This window comes from Magnetospira sp. QH-2, from assembly GCF_000968135.1.
Lineage (GTDB): Bacteria > Pseudomonadota > Alphaproteobacteria > Rhodospirillales > Magnetospiraceae > Magnetospira.
In genome coordinates this window covers 1,425,623-1,440,496 of the sequence record NZ_FO538765.1, presented here as the reverse complement: position 1 = coordinate 1,440,496, position 14,874 = coordinate 1,425,623, and the positions used below count along the sequence as shown (strand labels likewise).

At 60.1% G+C, this 14,874-nt stretch carries 12 protein-coding genes; 2 read left to right on the top strand and 10 right to left on the bottom strand.

Annotation, left to right across the window (positions count from 1 at the left end; translation table 11 throughout):
• Window position 1 precedes the first annotated feature (1 nt).
• Window positions 2-1,762: a hybrid sensor histidine kinase/response regulator gene (locus MGMAQ_RS19445; RefSeq protein ID WP_158498801.1), complete on the bottom strand. Its 1,761-nt coding sequence runs from the start codon at window positions 1,760-1,762 to the stop codon at window positions 2-4.
• A 357-nt stretch (window positions 1,763-2,119) separates the two neighbouring features.
• Here MGMAQ_RS19445 and ada point away from each other — a divergent pair, with 357 nt between their 5' ends.
• Entirely contained in the window at window positions 2,120-3,172 is a 1,053-nt protein-coding gene (gene ada / locus MGMAQ_RS06725) for a bifunctional DNA-binding transcriptional regulator/O6-methylguanine-DNA methyltransferase Ada (RefSeq protein ID WP_046020943.1), read from the top strand.
• A gap of 67 nt (window positions 3,173-3,239) precedes the next feature.
• On the opposite strand, the gene MGMAQ_RS21275 is transcribed toward ada, so the two are convergent.
• On the bottom strand, window positions 3,240-3,500 hold the full coding sequence (locus tag MGMAQ_RS21275; protein WP_046020942.1) for a DUF1127 domain-containing protein: 261 nt from the start codon (window positions 3,498-3,500) through the stop codon (window positions 3,240-3,242).
• An 85-nt stretch (window positions 3,501-3,585) separates the two neighbouring features.
• Between MGMAQ_RS21275 and MGMAQ_RS06715 the strand changes: the two genes are divergently transcribed.
• Entirely contained in the window at window positions 3,586-4,983 is a 1,398-nt protein-coding gene (locus MGMAQ_RS06715) for a PLP-dependent aminotransferase family protein (protein WP_046020941.1), read from the top strand.
• A 152-nt stretch (window positions 4,984-5,135) separates the two neighbouring features.
• Here the strand turns inward: MGMAQ_RS06715 and thiD are convergent, their stop codons facing one another.
• From thiD to tolB, 8 genes are all read right to left on the bottom strand, one after another.
• On the bottom strand, window positions 5,136-5,936 hold the full coding sequence (gene thiD, locus MGMAQ_RS06710; RefSeq protein ID WP_046020940.1) for a bifunctional hydroxymethylpyrimidine kinase/phosphomethylpyrimidine kinase: 801 nt from the start codon (window positions 5,934-5,936) through the stop codon (window positions 5,136-5,138).
• Entirely contained in the window at window positions 5,933-7,279 is a 1,347-nt protein-coding gene (gene glmM / locus MGMAQ_RS06705; protein WP_046020939.1) for a phosphoglucosamine mutase, read from the bottom strand. Before glmM ends, thiD begins: the two co-directional genes overlap by 4 nt.
• 74 nt (window positions 7,280-7,353) lie before the next feature.
• Window positions 7,354-8,175 carry a dihydropteroate synthase gene (folP, locus tag MGMAQ_RS06700; RefSeq protein WP_052716192.1) on the bottom strand — a complete coding sequence of 274 codons (822 nt, stop codon included), beginning with the start codon at window positions 8,173-8,175 and terminating at the stop codon, window positions 7,354-7,356.
• Window positions 8,176-8,253: 78 nt separating this feature from the next.
• Window positions 8,254-10,185, bottom strand: coding sequence for an ATP-dependent zinc metalloprotease FtsH (gene ftsH / locus MGMAQ_RS06695; RefSeq protein WP_046020937.1), 1,932 nt, complete (start codon window positions 10,183-10,185; stop codon window positions 8,254-8,256).
• A 77-nt stretch (window positions 10,186-10,262) separates the two neighbouring features.
• Entirely contained in the window at window positions 10,263-11,537 is a 1,275-nt protein-coding gene (gene tilS, locus MGMAQ_RS06690; RefSeq protein ID WP_052716191.1) for a tRNA lysidine(34) synthetase TilS, read from the bottom strand.
• 38 nt (window positions 11,538-11,575) lie between these two features.
• On the bottom strand, window positions 11,576-12,670 hold the full coding sequence (gene ybgF, locus MGMAQ_RS06685; RefSeq protein WP_052716190.1) for a tol-pal system protein YbgF: 1,095 nt from the start codon (window positions 12,668-12,670) through the stop codon (window positions 11,576-11,578).
• A 150-nt stretch (window positions 12,671-12,820) separates the two neighbouring features.
• Window positions 12,821-13,348 carry a peptidoglycan-associated lipoprotein Pal gene (gene pal, locus MGMAQ_RS06680; RefSeq protein WP_046020936.1) on the bottom strand — a complete coding sequence of 176 codons (528 nt, stop codon included), beginning with the start codon at window positions 13,346-13,348 and terminating at the stop codon, window positions 12,821-12,823.
• 186 nt (window positions 13,349-13,534) lie between these two features.
• The gene (tolB, locus tag MGMAQ_RS06675) at window positions 13,535-14,857 is read right to left on the bottom strand and encodes a Tol-Pal system beta propeller repeat protein TolB (RefSeq protein WP_046020935.1); all 1,323 of its coding nucleotides are present in this window, start codon (window positions 14,855-14,857) and stop codon (window positions 13,535-13,537) included.
• Between the last annotated feature and the right edge of the window lie 17 nt (window positions 14,858-14,874).

The following is a 14,874-nucleotide window of genomic DNA, read 5'->3' as shown; positions in this document are numbered from 1 at the left end:
ATCAAGTGTCTCGAGACGTGGCGGCTTGAGCCCTGGCCTCCCGCAGGCGGCCGAATGGGAACGTCAATACCACGCGGGTGCCTTCGCCAACCACACTCTCGATGGCTAACGTACCGCCATGCATCTCCACCAGCCGTTTGGTTAACGGCAGCCCCAACCCAGCCCCCTGTTGCGTGCGTGCCGATACCCCGTCCACCTGAATGAAGGGTTCTAGAATTCGGTCCTGGTCATCCCGGTCTATGCCCACCCCAGTATCGGCCACCACGATTCGAAGATTCCCGCTCTCGGTACGTGCCAGATCCACTTCAATTCGGCCTTCCTCCGGGGTGAACTTGATGGCATTGCCAACGAGATTGACCAAAATCTGTTTCAATCTCCGCTCATCCGCCCGGATCTCCAGGGCGGTCGGCTTATTATGAATTAGCAGTATCAGGTTCTTCTTTTGAGCTGGGCCGACCATCAATCGCTGGACATCTTCCAACAAGAGGCCAAGCGGACACCACTCCTCGTAGAGGCTTAGCTTGCCGACCTCAATGCGCGAGATATCCAGAATGTCATCAATCAGGGTCAGCAGATGGGATCCGGCCCGGTGAATATCGCCCGCATATTCCTTGTATCGGTTGGAAAGGGTTCCAAACGCCCCCACGGTCATGGCTTCCGAAAAGCCGATAATCGAATTCAATGGCGTTCTCAATTCATGACTCATCAGCGCCAAGAATTGGCTTTTTGCCTTTGAAGCCTCATGGGCGTCATCCATGGCGGTTTGCAACTCGCTTGTTCGTTCAATGACCCGCTGACGTAAGGTCCATTCATTGGCCTCCAGTTTCCGCGCCTGGCGAACAATCACCGCCGCGGCAAAAGTGATTACCAGCGTCAACACCATACCGATGGCCACAAGGGTGATACTTTCCTCGTACCAAGGCGCCAGGACAAGGTTTCGGTCCTTGGCAAAGGTCACCACAACAGGAATATCGCCCAAGGCCTTGTAGGCGACCAAGCGGTCTTTCCCATCGGTAACCACCCGAGCCCGGAAGAAGCCTGTGGGCGATCGCGGGAGATGCTTTTCAAAAAGCGGGCCATGGCGAAAGGATTTACCGACCAAATCCCATGAAGCCGGGATCCTTCCCAAGAGCACGCCATCTGTTCGAGCAAGGGCAATGGCCTCCCCTTCTTTGAGATTGAAGGATTTGGAAAACCCGAACAGATTTTTCAAATCCAGCGTTGCCACAACGACGCCTTCGAATCCCCCGCCGCGGGCCATGCGCATCCGAGACAGGGGCACGAACCATTGATTATCGCCCTTTCGCTGTAGTGGCTCTCCCACATACAGCGCCCTATTGGTGGGTTGATTGCGAAAGCCGTCTTTGAAAATTTTGAAATACGGACGGTCAGACAAATCCCATTGCTTTGTTTGCGAGACATAGGAGCCGTCGGATGCCAAATAGGCCGACTGGAAAAGCAATCCATTCTTGTCTACCACGTCGAAAGAGCCGATACCCGGCATCTGGCGGGCCATATTTCCGAGCATTTCAACAACATCCGGATCGAAAGGCCCTTCTCCATCTCCGTCGTGAAAATGCCCGGCCAAATGCCCAAGATTGCCGTCGATGGAAGAAAAAACGGTACGGGTGTAAGCGGCAATGGCGGCAACGAAGTTTTCGGATTGGTCTTGAGAACGATCAAGAACCTCTTGGCGCGAGCGCAAGATCTGATAGGCAAAGACGCTCCACAGCATCAGAATCACCATGACGAAAACGACCATGGTCCGTGCTTTAAGGGTTGCCCCGGAAATTTTGGTAAGCTGCAATTCCGGCATGACGCTTTTGTTTTTTTTCCCCGGTCCGTTTGACGCGGCAGTTTATCACCTCGCGGCCATACGGGTGAATCAATATCGGACGAATTGCACCGCAAGAACCGGAGTGCGGTGGCACCATCGCGCTTTTAGACTTGAGTCGAGAAACAAACCACCAAAGGATTGATTCATGACGCCCCGGTCCAATGCCATACAAACAATGAGCGCTACCCAGTGGGGAATTGGATTTGATCGGATTGGGCCTGGCTCTCATGGATGGGCGCGTCCTGGCCCGCTTGCGGCACTTGCGGCAGGTAGCATAGCGTCATGACCGATGCATTCGACGAGGACCGCTGGATAGCCGTGCGAGACCGGAATATCTCGGCTCGTGGCCTATTCCTTTATGCCGTCACCAGCACCGGAATCTACTGTCGCCCAGGCTGTCCCTCCCGGCGTCCGAAGCGTGAAAACGTGCGCTTCTTTGACAATCCGGAACTGGCCCGCGCGGCGGGTTTCAGGGCCTGCAACCGCTGCCATCCGGATTCAGAATGCCCGACATCAGATCAATCGCTTCATCGATCCATGCTGCGCGCCTGTCGCCGTCTGAGCCGGGACGAAACACCCCCGTCCCTGGCCCAATTGGCCGAACAAGCGGACCTCAGCCCCTGGCATTTTCATCGATTGTTCAAAAAATACGTGGGGGTGACGCCCAAGCAATATGCCCTGGCCCAACGGCGCGACCGGTTCCGATTGGCACTGGACCAAGCGAAAAGTGTCACCGAAGCCATTCATGGCGCCGGATATGGGTCAAGCAGCCGGGCCTATGAGAACCTGACCAACCACCTGGGCATGACGCCGACCCGCTATCGCCAGGGCGGACGGGGGCTGACCATCCGCCATGCCTCGGCCCCTTGCTTCCTCGGGCGAGTTTTGGCGGGGGTGACGGATTGGGGAATCTGCGCCATCGAATTGGCGGATACGGACAGGGCGCTGATCCAGCGGTTGAGGGAGCATTTTCCTCAGGCCGTCCTGCAAGCCGATCCAGACGACCTTGGAGAAACCTTGGTGGAGATTGCCACAGCCATTGACCGTCCTGGAAGCGATTTGGATCTTCCCCTGCATATTCAAGGCACTGCATTCCAGCAGCGGGTTTGGCAGGCCTTGCGCGCCATTCCCAAAGGTCAGACCACCACCTACGGACAACTGGCGACACAATTGGGCCAGCCTCTGGCCGTGCGAGCGGTCGCGGGCGCCTGTGCGGCCAACAAGCTGGGCGTGGCCGTGCCATGTCACCGGGTAGTGGCGGCCGATGGATCGCTTACCGGATATCGCTGGGGTTTGCAGCGGAAGAGACAGTTGCTGGATCGCGAAAAGTCCTAGATCGCCTCGTGTTAGACCGGACCCATGACAACGCAAGAAACGGCGTCGTTATCAATCGGTGCTCGCGTTATGGGCGCCAAAATGGCTTGCGAATTTCCACTTCGATCTGCCAACGGTCCAGGCCGATATCCTTCATGTCCCGTTGGCCGAGGGCCCGCAACTGCCGACGGTCTGCCCTGCGACGCCGCCAGATTCGGACCTGGGATCGCCAATGGGAAAACTCACGGCGCAACAATTGCCCCCCCATGAGCCCCCATTCGCGCCAGGACATTTCCAGGGAGACGGCATTTTCCCTCAACCCATCATGCATACAATTTTGCATTTCCATGACAATCGCCTCCCGAATTCCATCAATAATCCTAAAATAAGGGTGTCATTGACTCCCTCAACGAGTCAATGATAACATTGTCACCATGACAATATGGACCCCAACGCTTACCCACCGGATCGGCCCGCGCTATCGCGCCATCGCCGACGCCATCGCCGAAGCGGTCGCCGACGGCACCCTGCCCGCCGACTGCCGCTTGCCCACCCATCGAGACCTGGCCTATCGCCTCGGCGTTACCGTGGGCACGGTCAGTCGCGCCTATGCGGAAGCGGAGAAACGCGGCCTGGTCAGTGGCGAAGTGGGCCGCGGCACATTCGTTAAACCACCCAAAAGCCCCACTCTGGCCACGGCGGCGGTCCATTTCGGCGGTGTCGGGACGGTCAGTCCACAGGCGGTCAATCTGAGTCTCAATTGCCCCTACCACATCGGCGATACGGAAATCAGGACAACCCTGAAGCAAATGGCCGACAGCGGCGACCTGAATGAGATTCTGGCCTTCAATCCCGGACAGGGCGCCAGGGTCCATCGCGAAGCAGGAGCCCGTCTGATCGGATTGCTGGGCTGGACGCCCGAGCCTGACCGCATTGCCGTCACCCATGGCGCCCAACATGGCTTGACCGTCGCCTTCATGGCCCTGTGCCGAGCCGGAGACGCGATCCTGACCGAAGAAGTGACCTACCCCGGCATCCCTAGCCTTGCCGAACTCCTGGGGCTGCGCTTGCTGCCGGTGGCCTTGGATGACCAGGGAATGATCCCCGAGTCCTTGGAGGAATCAGCCCGCGGCAGCGGCGCGCGGGTGGTCTGCCTGCAACCGACTTTGCACAACCCCACCACAGCCACCATGGGCCAGGAACGTCGGGCTGCCATCGCCGAAGTGGCCGAACGCCTGGACCTAACCTTGGTCGAGGATGATCTTTACGGCTACCACCGCCCCGTGCCCTCGCCCCCGCTCAGTCAGTTGATTCCCCATCGCTCGGTATTTTTGACGTCCGTTTCAAAATGTCTGGCGGCCGGTATTCGCACTGGATACATGGTCATGCCGGAGTCTTTGAGCGAGCGCATCATCACCGCGATCAGCGCCACCTGTTGGATGGCCGCTCCCCTTGAAACGGAATTGGCCCGGTGCTGGATCGAGGATGGTCGCCTGGAAAAACTCATTCAAGCCCGGCGCGAAGAATTTGAGCGTCGCCGGAAACTTCTATTGGAGTCACTCCCTGAATTCTCACTGAAAGTCCCTCCTGGCTCGCTCCATGCCTGGCTGCCGTTGCCGGAAGGGTTTGATCCTGTCGTTCTTCAAGGGGAAGCACGGGAGCGGGACTTGCTGCTGCCGCCTACCGACGTATTCAATATTGGCCGGGGTCCCACGCCCCGGGCGCTACGGCTCTCCCTCTCGCGGCCCCAACCGCAGGACTTTGATCGGGGACTCCGCGAACTGTCCAGACTGCTCCGGCGACCGCAAAGACAGCCGGTGACGGTGGTCTAACAGGCTGCTGAGAAAGTCCGATTTCGAGCCTGTGGCGACACATGCTTCGACAAGCTCAGCATGAGGGCCTTTGAACTTTCAACATGTTAGCCGCACCCTGAGCTTGTCGAAGGGCGAGGCGGGCCGTTGGACAATACTTTTTCAGCAGCCTGTTAACCCGGGGTGACCGTATAGCCGTGATTGAGCGGACCATGCCCCTGACCCAGCCCCGGCGCGGTCTCGATGGCCCGTTGCACATAGATGCGGGCACGGGACACCGCATCCTCCACCGATAGCCCCTGGGCCAGACCGGTGGCAATGGCCGAGGCCATGGTGCAGCCCGTGCCATGGGTATGGCGGGTTTCCACCCGGGGGCCGCTGAAGGTCCTGGTCATTTCACCCTGCTCGATCAGACGATCCACCACGGTTTCCCCGGTCATGTGCCCGCCCTTCATCAGCACTGCCTGGGCGCCCATGGCACAGAGCAGCTTACCGGCATGCTCGGCGCTGTCGGCATCGACAATGGAAGAATCAGTCAACACTTCGGCTTCGGGAACGTTCGGGGTCAGCACCGTGGCTCGGGATACCAACATGGCCTTCAAGGACGAGACCGCCGAGTCCTCCAACAAGGAGGCGCCGCCTTTGGCAATCATCACCGGATCCACAACAATGGGCGCATCCGGCGCATGGCTGTCGAGAACGGATACCACGGTCTCGATGACTTCCGGGCGATGCAACATGCCGATTTTGATGCAGTCGGCACCGATATCATCAAGCACGGCAATCATCTGCCGGGCAATGAAATCAGGGGGAACATCAAAGATTCCGGTAACACCCAGGGTATTTTGGGCCGTTAGGGCGGTAATCGCCGTGGCGGCATAGCCTCCCAGACAGGTTACCGTTTTCAAGTCAGCCTGGATCCCGGCGCCACCGCCGGAATCGGACCCGGCGACAATGAGGACCCGGCCAGTCACGCCGCGACACCTTCGATGGCGGTACAAATATCGCTGACCACCGAGTCGATCAGGCCGTTGTCCTCGCCCTCGGCCATGACTCGAATCAGCGGTTCGGTGCCGGACTTGCGGATCAGCAGACGCCCGCTGCCGTCGAGCCGGGCCTCGCCTTCGGCAATGGCCTCCTTGACCGTGTCCTCTTCGAGCGGCTGGCCGCCAGCGAACCGGACGTTGCGCAATAACTGCGGCAAGGGATCGAACAGGCGGCAGGCGGTACTGGCCGGCATATTCTTCTGCTTGAGCACCGCCAGAACCTGGAGCGCCGCCAGCAGGCCGTCACCGGTGGTGGCATGGTCCCCAAGCACAATATGGCCGGACTGCTCACCGCCCACGTTCAGGCCATGTTCGCGCATGTACTCGACCACATAGCGATCACCTACTTGGGTGCGGTGCAGGGAGAGCCCCTGACTTTCCAGAAAACGCTCCAGTCCCAGGTTGGACATCACCGTCGCCACCAGACCATCGCCGTGCAACAGGCCATCCGTGGCCCAGTGGGATGCGATCAGACCCATGATCTGGTCGCCATCCACCAAGGTGCCTTTTTCATCGGCAATCAGCACCCGGTCGGCATCGCCATCCAAAGCGATACCGATATCGGCGCCATGGGTGATGACCTGCACCCGCATGGCTTCGGTGGCGGTAGAGCCGCAGCCGTCATTGATGTTGGTGCCGTTCGGATTCACCCCCAGGGGAATGACTTCTGCGCCCAGTTCCCAGAGCACTTCCGGCGCTACTTTGTAAGCTGCCCCGTTGGCGCAATCGATGACCACTTTGAGTCCTTCGAGGGTCATGCCGCGCGGAAAGGTGCGTTTGACATGTTCGGTATAGCGCCCCGGCACGTCATCCAGCCGCCGGGCCCGTCCCAGGCGCCCGGCTTCCGTCAGGCCTTCGCTGGGATCACCATTGATCCGCGCTTCGATCTGCGCTTCCACTTCGTCAGAGAGTTTATAGCCATCCGGACCAAACAGCTTGATGCCGTTATCCTGAAAAGCATTGTGAGAGGCCGAGATCATCACCCCCAGGTCGGCGCGCAGGCTACGGGTCAGCATTGCGATGGCCGGGGTCGGCATGGGGCCAACCAGAACCGCGTCCATGCCCATGGCGACGAACCCGGCGGTCAGAGCCGGTTCAATCATGTAGCCGGAAAGACGGGTATCCTTGCCGATCACCACCCGGTGGCGATAATTGCCGCGATGGAATTGAGCGCCCGCCGCCATGCCCACTTTCAGGGCGATTTCCGCCGTCATGGGGAATGTGTTGGCGGTTCCGCGAATGCCGTCGGTCCCGAAAAGCTTACGTGTCATGGCGCCGTCCCTTTGAATAGGCGATCAAAATTTATCTTCAAGAGGTAGCAAATTCGGCGCCCAGCGACAATCGTTCATCCGTGCAGGGCATGCCACACGGCCAAGGCCTGACGGGTTTCCACCACATCATGGACCCGCAGGATCTCGGCTCCGTTGTCCAGCCCGGCCAAGGCTCCGGCAAGAGACCCAGGCAGACGGTCCTTGGGGGTCTCGTTGCGGCTCAAGGCGCCGATGAAGCTCTTGCGCGACAGCCCCAGCATCAAGGCGCAATCATCCACCCGCAACTGCTCCAGATGACGGATCAGGGCCAAGTTATGGTCCACTGTCTTGCCAAAGCCAATGCCAGGATCGATACAGATATTGGACGGCAGAATGCCAACGGATCGACAAGCCGCCACGCGCTCCGCCAGATAGCGCCCGACCTCGGCCACCACGTCGTCGTAATGGGGATGGGCCTGCATGGTCTGCGGCTCGCCTTGCATGTGCATCAGCACCACCGGCACTTCCAGCCGCGCCGCCGTGGCCAGGGAGTCCGGATCGCCGGTCAGGGCGGTCACATCGTTGATGATCTCGGCCCCGGCCTTGACCGCTTCTTCCATCACCCGGGCGTGGCGGGTGTCGATGGAGATTACCGCACCGTCTTCCATCAGCGCCTCGATCACCGGAATGACTCGCCGCAACTCCTCTTCCTCGGGCACCGGTGCCGATCCGGGACGGGTGGATTCACCGCCGATATCAAGGATATGGGCCCCTTCGGCGCGCAATCTGCGCCCGTGGGCAATGGCCGTCTCGGGCGTGGGATGGTCACCGCCATCTGAAAAGCTGTCGGGGGTCACATTGACGATCCCCATGATGACGGGTTCGTCGAGCTGAAAGCCTGCAAATTCGCGGATCATTGGGGATCTCTCTTGTAACAAACGAAACCCCGCCGGAACGGGGTTTCGTATATCTCTTAGCCTGGAGCCATGGGCCGATCAGGTCTCCGGCGCTGGCTTGCCGCCCCAGGGGGTGGAGCCGTCCTTGCTTTCGGCTCCGGCGTCGTCGGTGGTCGGGACCGAGGTGCGCCGACCGCCCGAAGGCTTGGAGTCGTCTTCCTCTTCCCGATGGATCCCTTCACCCGCCAATAGAGCCCGGACATCGTCGCCGGACAGGGTTTCGTATTCCAACAGGGCCTGGGTAATGGCTTCCAACTCGTCCATATGCTCGCTAAGAATCTTGCGGGCATTGACCTCGGCGGTCTCGATGAAGGTACGGATTTCCGAATCAATGATCTGAGCCGTGGCATCGGAGACATTCTTGTGCTGAGTGACCGAATGCCCCAGGAAGACCTCTTCTTGATTATCGCTGTAGCGCAACGGACCGAGCTTGTCTGAGAAGCCGAACTCGGTGACCATCTTCCGCGCCAGATCGGTGGCCCGCATGATATCGCTGCCGGCACCGGTTGTAACGTTGTCGGCCCCAAAGATCAGTTCCTCGGCGATGCGTCCGCCATAGAGAATGGCCAGCAGAGATTCCAGTTCCAACCGCGACTGACTGAGCTTGTCCCGCTCCGGCAGTTGCATGGTCAGCCCCAAAGCACGACCGCGCGGGATAATGGTTACCTTGTGCAAAGGATCGGTCTTGGGCATATGCAGGCCGACCAGAGCGTGCCCGGCTTCGTGATAGGCGGTCAGCTTCTTTTCGTCCTCGCTCATGACCATAGAACGCCGCTCGGCGCCCATCATGACCTTGTCCTTGGCGGCCTCGAAGTCAGTCATGGTGACCATCCGCTTACCTGCCCGGGCGGCCAGAAGCGCCGCCTCGTTGACCAGATTGGCCAGATCAGCGCCGGAGAAACCGGGGGTGCCACGGGCAATGGTGCGGGCTTCCACATCGGGACCCAGGGTCACCTTGCGCATATGCACCTTGAGGATCTTTTCGCGACCGATGATATCCGGATTGGGAACCACGACCTGCCGGTCGAAACGTCCGGGACGCAGCAAAGCCGGGTCCAGCACGTCGGGTCGGTTGGTTGCGGCGATCAGGATCACGCCTTCGTTGGATTCGAAGCCGTCCATCTCCACCAGCAACTGGTTGAGGGTCTGTTCCCGTTCATCGTTGCCGCCGCCAAGACCGGCACCACGATGGCGACCGACGGCGTCGATTTCATCAATGAAGATCAGGCAGGGCGCGTTCTTCTTGCCCTGTTCGAACATATCGCGCACCCGGGAGGCGCCGACGCCGACGAACATTTCGACGAAGTCCGAACCGGAGATGGTGAAAAACGGCACGTTGGCTTCACCGGCGATGGCGCGGGCCAGCAGAGTCTTACCCGTTCCCGGAGGACCGACCAGCAAGCAACCCTTGGGGATCTGACCACCTAACCGTTGGAAGCGATGCGGATCGCGCAGAAAGTCGACGATTTCCTCAAGCTCCTGCTTGGCTTCGTCGATGCCCGCCACTTCGTCAAAGGTCACGCGACCGGATTTCTCGGTCAGCAGTTTGGCCTTTGATTTGCCGAATCCCATGGCCTTGCCGCCACCGGACTGCATTTGACGCATCAGGAAAATCCACACGCCGATGAGCAGCAGGAACGGGAACCAGCTGACCAGAATACTGACCAGCAAGCTGCCCTCTTCCACCGGCTTGGCGGTCACGGCGACGCCCTTTTCGGTCAACCGGTCGATCAGCTTGGGATCGTCGGGCGCATAGGTGGTAAAGGGTCGACCATCCCGATAGCTGCCTTGGATATTCCGTCCTTGTATGGTGACGTTGGTCACCTCGCCTGTTTCGACGGCGCCCAGGAATTCGGAATAGGATTGGCTGGTATGGGTCGGTTGCTGCGACGCGCTTTGAAAGATCTGGAACAGGGCAAAAAGCAACACCCCGATAATGATCCAGAGCGCCAGGTTTCGGCTGAAATTCACGTCCGTATCCTTTGGTTCGCTAAAAGCGTTGGTACGCCTGACACTCCCCAGATCATCAGACGCAGAAAACTCTTGGCTTAAGAAATAGTACGAATGTCCTCCGACGCAAGGAAAAACCCTACGCGAGACAGGATCATTGATGGCTCGAATCGACACCATTCGACCCGCAACCCCTTGCCCCTCCACTGGGAATCGTGAAAACCGAGCACCGGCACCTGAACAAGCCTATTTTTTCGCCACAAAGACGGCAAGGCTATCGCCGCCTTGTGAGGGATTTCAACAGGCCTTTGATCGGATTCCAAAGCGGACCATCCGGCATGTCCCAGGGGGGCAATCAACCATTCATGTTCATCGGGAATTTGCCCGGCCATTTGCAGCCGGAACCGTCGGTCCCAGACGATCTCACCGGATCGGACCAACCGGCTTTCGGGACTCCCCCGCCCCACTTCCCGAAACAGCGAGAATAACTCTGATCCTTTGAAAACCAGGCGGCAGCCGCCGAGGGTGCCCCCCTTTTTCCACAGGTTCCCAAGTTTCCGCGGCGAAGGCGGATAGGGCAAGCCACCGATGGTCATGATGAGCCGAGACAGAGCACGGCTTCTGATTCCCTCATCCGTTTCACGCCAAGCCGCCTGGGAGCACCGGGCATAACCTTCGGGGTACAGTCGGCAGGACGCCGCCAAAAGGTCGTCGGTCCGCCGCTCCGCAAGAAGACGGGTCTGGGCCTGGCCTTTCCGCTCTAGGAGCAGGGCTGCCTTGACCTCGGTGGTCAGGGCCTGCCGTATCCTGGCCCGGGCAAAGCGATGATCCCGGTTGGAGGGGTCCTCAATCCAGTCCATCCCCTGGACACGCAAGGTTTCGCGCATTCGCCCGGCGGGCTCCGCCAACAAAGGACGAAGAATCCGCCCCCAAGACGTTTCGCGCAGGGATGTCATGCCCGCCAGACCATCGGGCCCGCTGCCTTGATCCTGTCGCAGGGCCATGGTTTCCGCCTGATCATCCCGATGGTGAGCCACCAGCAGATGGAGAATGCCTTCAGACCGGCATTCATCGCCCAACAGGTCGTAGCGGGCGTTGCGGGCTGCATCCTGGAGTCCGGTGGCAGGCTTGGCGCCGTGCCAGGTCAGAATGCGATGGGCAATGGCCCGGTCCGCCAACCATGCGGCCACCTGGTGCGCTTCGGCATCGGATCCGGGCCGCAGTCCATGATCGACGGTCAAGGCCAGGATCTGGCCCCCCTTGTCCCGCGCCCAACGGTCCGCCAACAGGCAAAGCGCGAGACTATCAGCTCCACCGGAAACGGCCACGGCCAGGCGGGGATGAGATTCAAACGGCCCAAAGGCCGCCATCATCCGAGCGAACTCAGAATCGGTGATCGCTCCGCCGGAGGTCACTCGCACCCGGTACGGCGCATTTCAGACTGGGCCCGCTTGCGCAGGGTAGCCGGGGCCTTGGTGTGATCTTCCAGGAGTTTACCAAAGGTCCCACAGGCTTCCTTCGGTTTGCCCAGATTGGCCAGGGCCATGCCCAACTTCAACAACGTATCCGGGGCCTTGTTGCCCTTGGGATGTTTGTTATAGCCCTCAAAAAAGGTCTTCGCCGCCGACACGAAATCGCTGCGCACATAGTAGGTCTCGCCCAGCCAATAGCGGGCATTTCCGACCAGCGGTTCGCTACTGTCGTCATATTTGTCGATGAAGGCTTTCAGGGCGGTTTCCGCTTGAGCGTACTCGGTCTTGCGCAGCAAGCCAAAGGCATAGCTGTATTGATCGCGCGCCGAGCCTTCTGGCAGCGTGATCTTGGCGGTCTCCGCCGGAGACGGCGTGGCGGGATCGATGGCCTGTCCCCCAGCCGGACTCGGCTGTGTGGGGGGCGGCAATTGTTGTTGCGGGTTGCGGGCTTGGTTGCGCACCGAAGCCAGATCGGATTGGCCGATGGTGCCCAGCGTGCCCGGCTTGGCCCCCATGGAGGAGGGCGACGTCGATGCCACGGGCGGCGGCAAACGGTCGGCGGGGGTCAGGGTTCCCATGTTTTCCGCGCCGGCCGCCATGGGGGCGGGCAACGACGGGTGGCCTGACCTGGGGACCTGACCGGCCACGCCCCCTCGCTGCTCAAGGGCGGTCAGCCGGAATTCCATGTCCGAGACCAGCTTCTCCAACCGTTTATCCAATTGATCCAGGCGGAAATTGATTTCCTCGGCGCGGCCGGTGAGGGCCTGCATATCCCGTTCCACCGCTTGAACGCGCACGGAAAGGCGGGCGGCGACCGGTCCGGCCTCCAAGGTCGGCGCCGGAGCGCCATCCGCCGAGGCTGTCGGTGTGCCACCACGGGCCACCATGCGGGTCACGGCCTGGATATCCCGTTCCAGCCGGTCGAGACGGTCGGCCAGAGCCTGTCCGTCCTGCGCCCATGAGGGCGTAACCGCGATCAAAGATACCAGGACCGCCGCAACCGATCCGAATCCGCCAAGCTTGATGCCGACCATGCCGCATCCCCTTATAGAGTCTCGAGTTCGTCTTCCAGACTTAGGCCCAAAATAGGGCAATCCCGTGACGAGTGATCCCAATACAGCAACGCCCGCCCCCGGCATGCGGAAGACGGGCGTTGCCCAATTTCTCGATACGCCGACCCTGTATTAAGAGTTGGCGCCGCCGGTGACCACGGACACGCTGCGGCGATTCTGGCCCCAGGCTTGCTCATTATGGCCCAGCGCCACCGGACGCTCTTTACCATAAGACACGGTCTTGACCCGATTGCCATTCACACCCAAGGCCACCAGATAATCCTTGGCGGCGCTGGCGCGGCGATCGCCCAGGGCGATATTGTACTCGCGAGTGCCCCGCTCATCGCAGTGACCTTCGATGGTGACGGTCACGCCCGGATAGCGCTTCAGCCAAGCGGCTTGGGCTTCCAAAGTGGTCTGAGCAGCAGCGTCCAGGTCGTAGCGGTCATAGCCGAAACGCACGGTATCTCCAACGGAAACGACGAATTCATCGGCGCTGCCCATCATTGGTCCCATGGGCTTGGTTTCCATGGTGGAGCCGGAATTGCCAGCCCCGGACTGACCACCGGTGCCTTCCATTTTGGCGGATTCTTCCGGAGTGGACGAACAGGCGGCAACCAGCATCAATGCCGAAACGACGCTAAGAACCTTCAAACGCATAACCATATCTCCCTTGCGGAGTGAAATTGTCCCATCAATACGACCGCCTGACTGAAGGAATATCCCCCCTGTACGGTCATCCGAACCTAAAATGTTTCGTCCGGAGTCTTGGTCCGGGCTCCGCCGAACCACGCCATCCCCGGCGCGAGCACACACAACTTGTTGTGCGGACTATATCACGGCAACTCATGGAATCAAGGGCGACCAAGCGGGATCGGACGCCCCGGTGGGGGTGATGATCTCCCGTTCGTTGTGGCCAGTCAGGTCCACGGAGAAGATCTTGGCAATGGTGCCACCGTTATCGACGGGTTGCTCGCGGTAGAACATCAGGACCCGGCCGTTGGGGGCCCAGGTCGGCGATTCCACCAAATAGCCCTCGGCCAGCAACCGTTCGCCGCTGCCATCCGGCCGCATGATGCCAATATAGAACCGCCCCTTGAGGATCTTGGTGAAAGCGATCAGATCCCCGCGCGGCGACCAGACTGGCGTGGCATAGCGGCCCTTGCCGAAGCTGATCCTGCGCACATTGGCGCCATTGGAATCCATCACATAGATCTGCTGGGTGCCGCCCCGATCGGATTCGAAGGTGATGGCCTTGGCATCGGGCGAGAAAGACGGCGCGGTATCAATGGCCGAATGCCGCGTGAGTCGCCGCACCGCACGGGTGCTCAAATCCATCACATAGACGTCGGAATTGCCGCCATCGGCCATGCTCATGATGACCCGCTTGCCATCGGGAGAAAAGCGCGGGGCGAAGGTCATATTGGGGAAATCGCCGAGCACTTCCTGGCGACCGGTATCGATATTGAAGATATAGACCCTGGGAATATCGTTGTAGTAGGCCAGATAGGTGATTTCCTGCTGATCCGGGGAATAACGCGGTGTCAGGACAAGCGTCTCGCCATTGGTCAGGTAGCTCTGGTTGGCCCCGTCCTGATCCATCACCGCCAGCCTTTTCACCAGCTTGGTGGGTGGGCCGCTCTGAGCGATATAGACGATACGGGTATCGAAATAGCCGTCCTCGCCGGTGATCCGCTTGTAGATCGAATCGGAAATGATATGGGCGATGCGGCGCCAGGCGGAAGGCTCGGCGAAATAGGCCAGACCGGTCATCTGCTGTTGGGCGAACACATCCCACAGCCGGAATTCCACCCGCAAGCGCCCATCCCCCATCATCACGGCGCGGCCTTGAATGAGCGCCTGGGCGTTAAGGACCCGCCAATTGGCAAAGTTGGGCAGAGTCTCCATGGACGGACGGGGATCGATGAAGGCTTTTTTGTCGATGGGCGAAAACAGTCCGGAGCGTTCCAGGTCGGCGGCAATCACCTCGGCGATCTGCTGGCCGTAGCTGTCGCCTTCGCTGCGGTCGCCGACAAAGTCTGTCACCGCGAGCGGCAGGGGCTCCACTTTGCCCCGGGTGATGTCGATGCGTAATTCCGCCAAGGCGGAAGACGCCTGTACCAGGGTCATCGCCAATAGCACAAACAGAAAGAGCGAACGCACGAGCATGGAAGTCCTCCGGTGAT

Coding starts and splice junctions, on each gene's coding strand:
- MGMAQ_RS19445 (WP_158498801.1), bottom strand. CDS start 1,762: ATGGTCGTTTTCGTCATGGTGATTCTGATGCTGTGGAGCGTCTTTGCC.
- ada (WP_046020943.1), top strand. CDS start 2,120: ATGACCGATGCATTCGACGAGGACCGCTGGATAGCCGTGCGAGACCGG.
- MGMAQ_RS21275 (WP_046020942.1), bottom strand. CDS start 3,500: ATGGAAATGCAAAATTGTATGCATGATGGGTTGAGGGAAAATGCCGTC.
- MGMAQ_RS06715 (WP_046020941.1), top strand. CDS start 3,586: ATGACAATATGGACCCCAACGCTTACCCACCGGATCGGCCCGCGCTAT.
- glmM (WP_046020939.1), bottom strand. CDS start 7,279: ATGACACGTAAGCTTTTCGGGACCGACGGCATTCGCGGAACCGCCAAC.
- folP (WP_052716192.1), bottom strand. CDS start 8,175: ATGATCCGCGAATTTGCAGGCTTTCAGCTCGACGAACCCGTCATCATG.
- tilS (WP_052716191.1), bottom strand. CDS start 11,537: ATGATGGCGGCCTTTGGGCCGTTTGAATCTCATCCCCGCCTGGCCGTG.
- ybgF (WP_052716190.1), bottom strand. CDS start 12,670: ATGGTCGGCATCAAGCTTGGCGGATTCGGATCGGTTGCGGCGGTCCTG.
- pal (WP_046020936.1), bottom strand. CDS start 13,348: ATGCGTTTGAAGGTTCTTAGCGTCGTTTCGGCATTGATGCTGGTTGCC.
- tolB (WP_046020935.1), bottom strand. CDS start 14,857: ATGCTCGTGCGTTCGCTCTTTCTGTTTGTGCTATTGGCGATGACCCTG.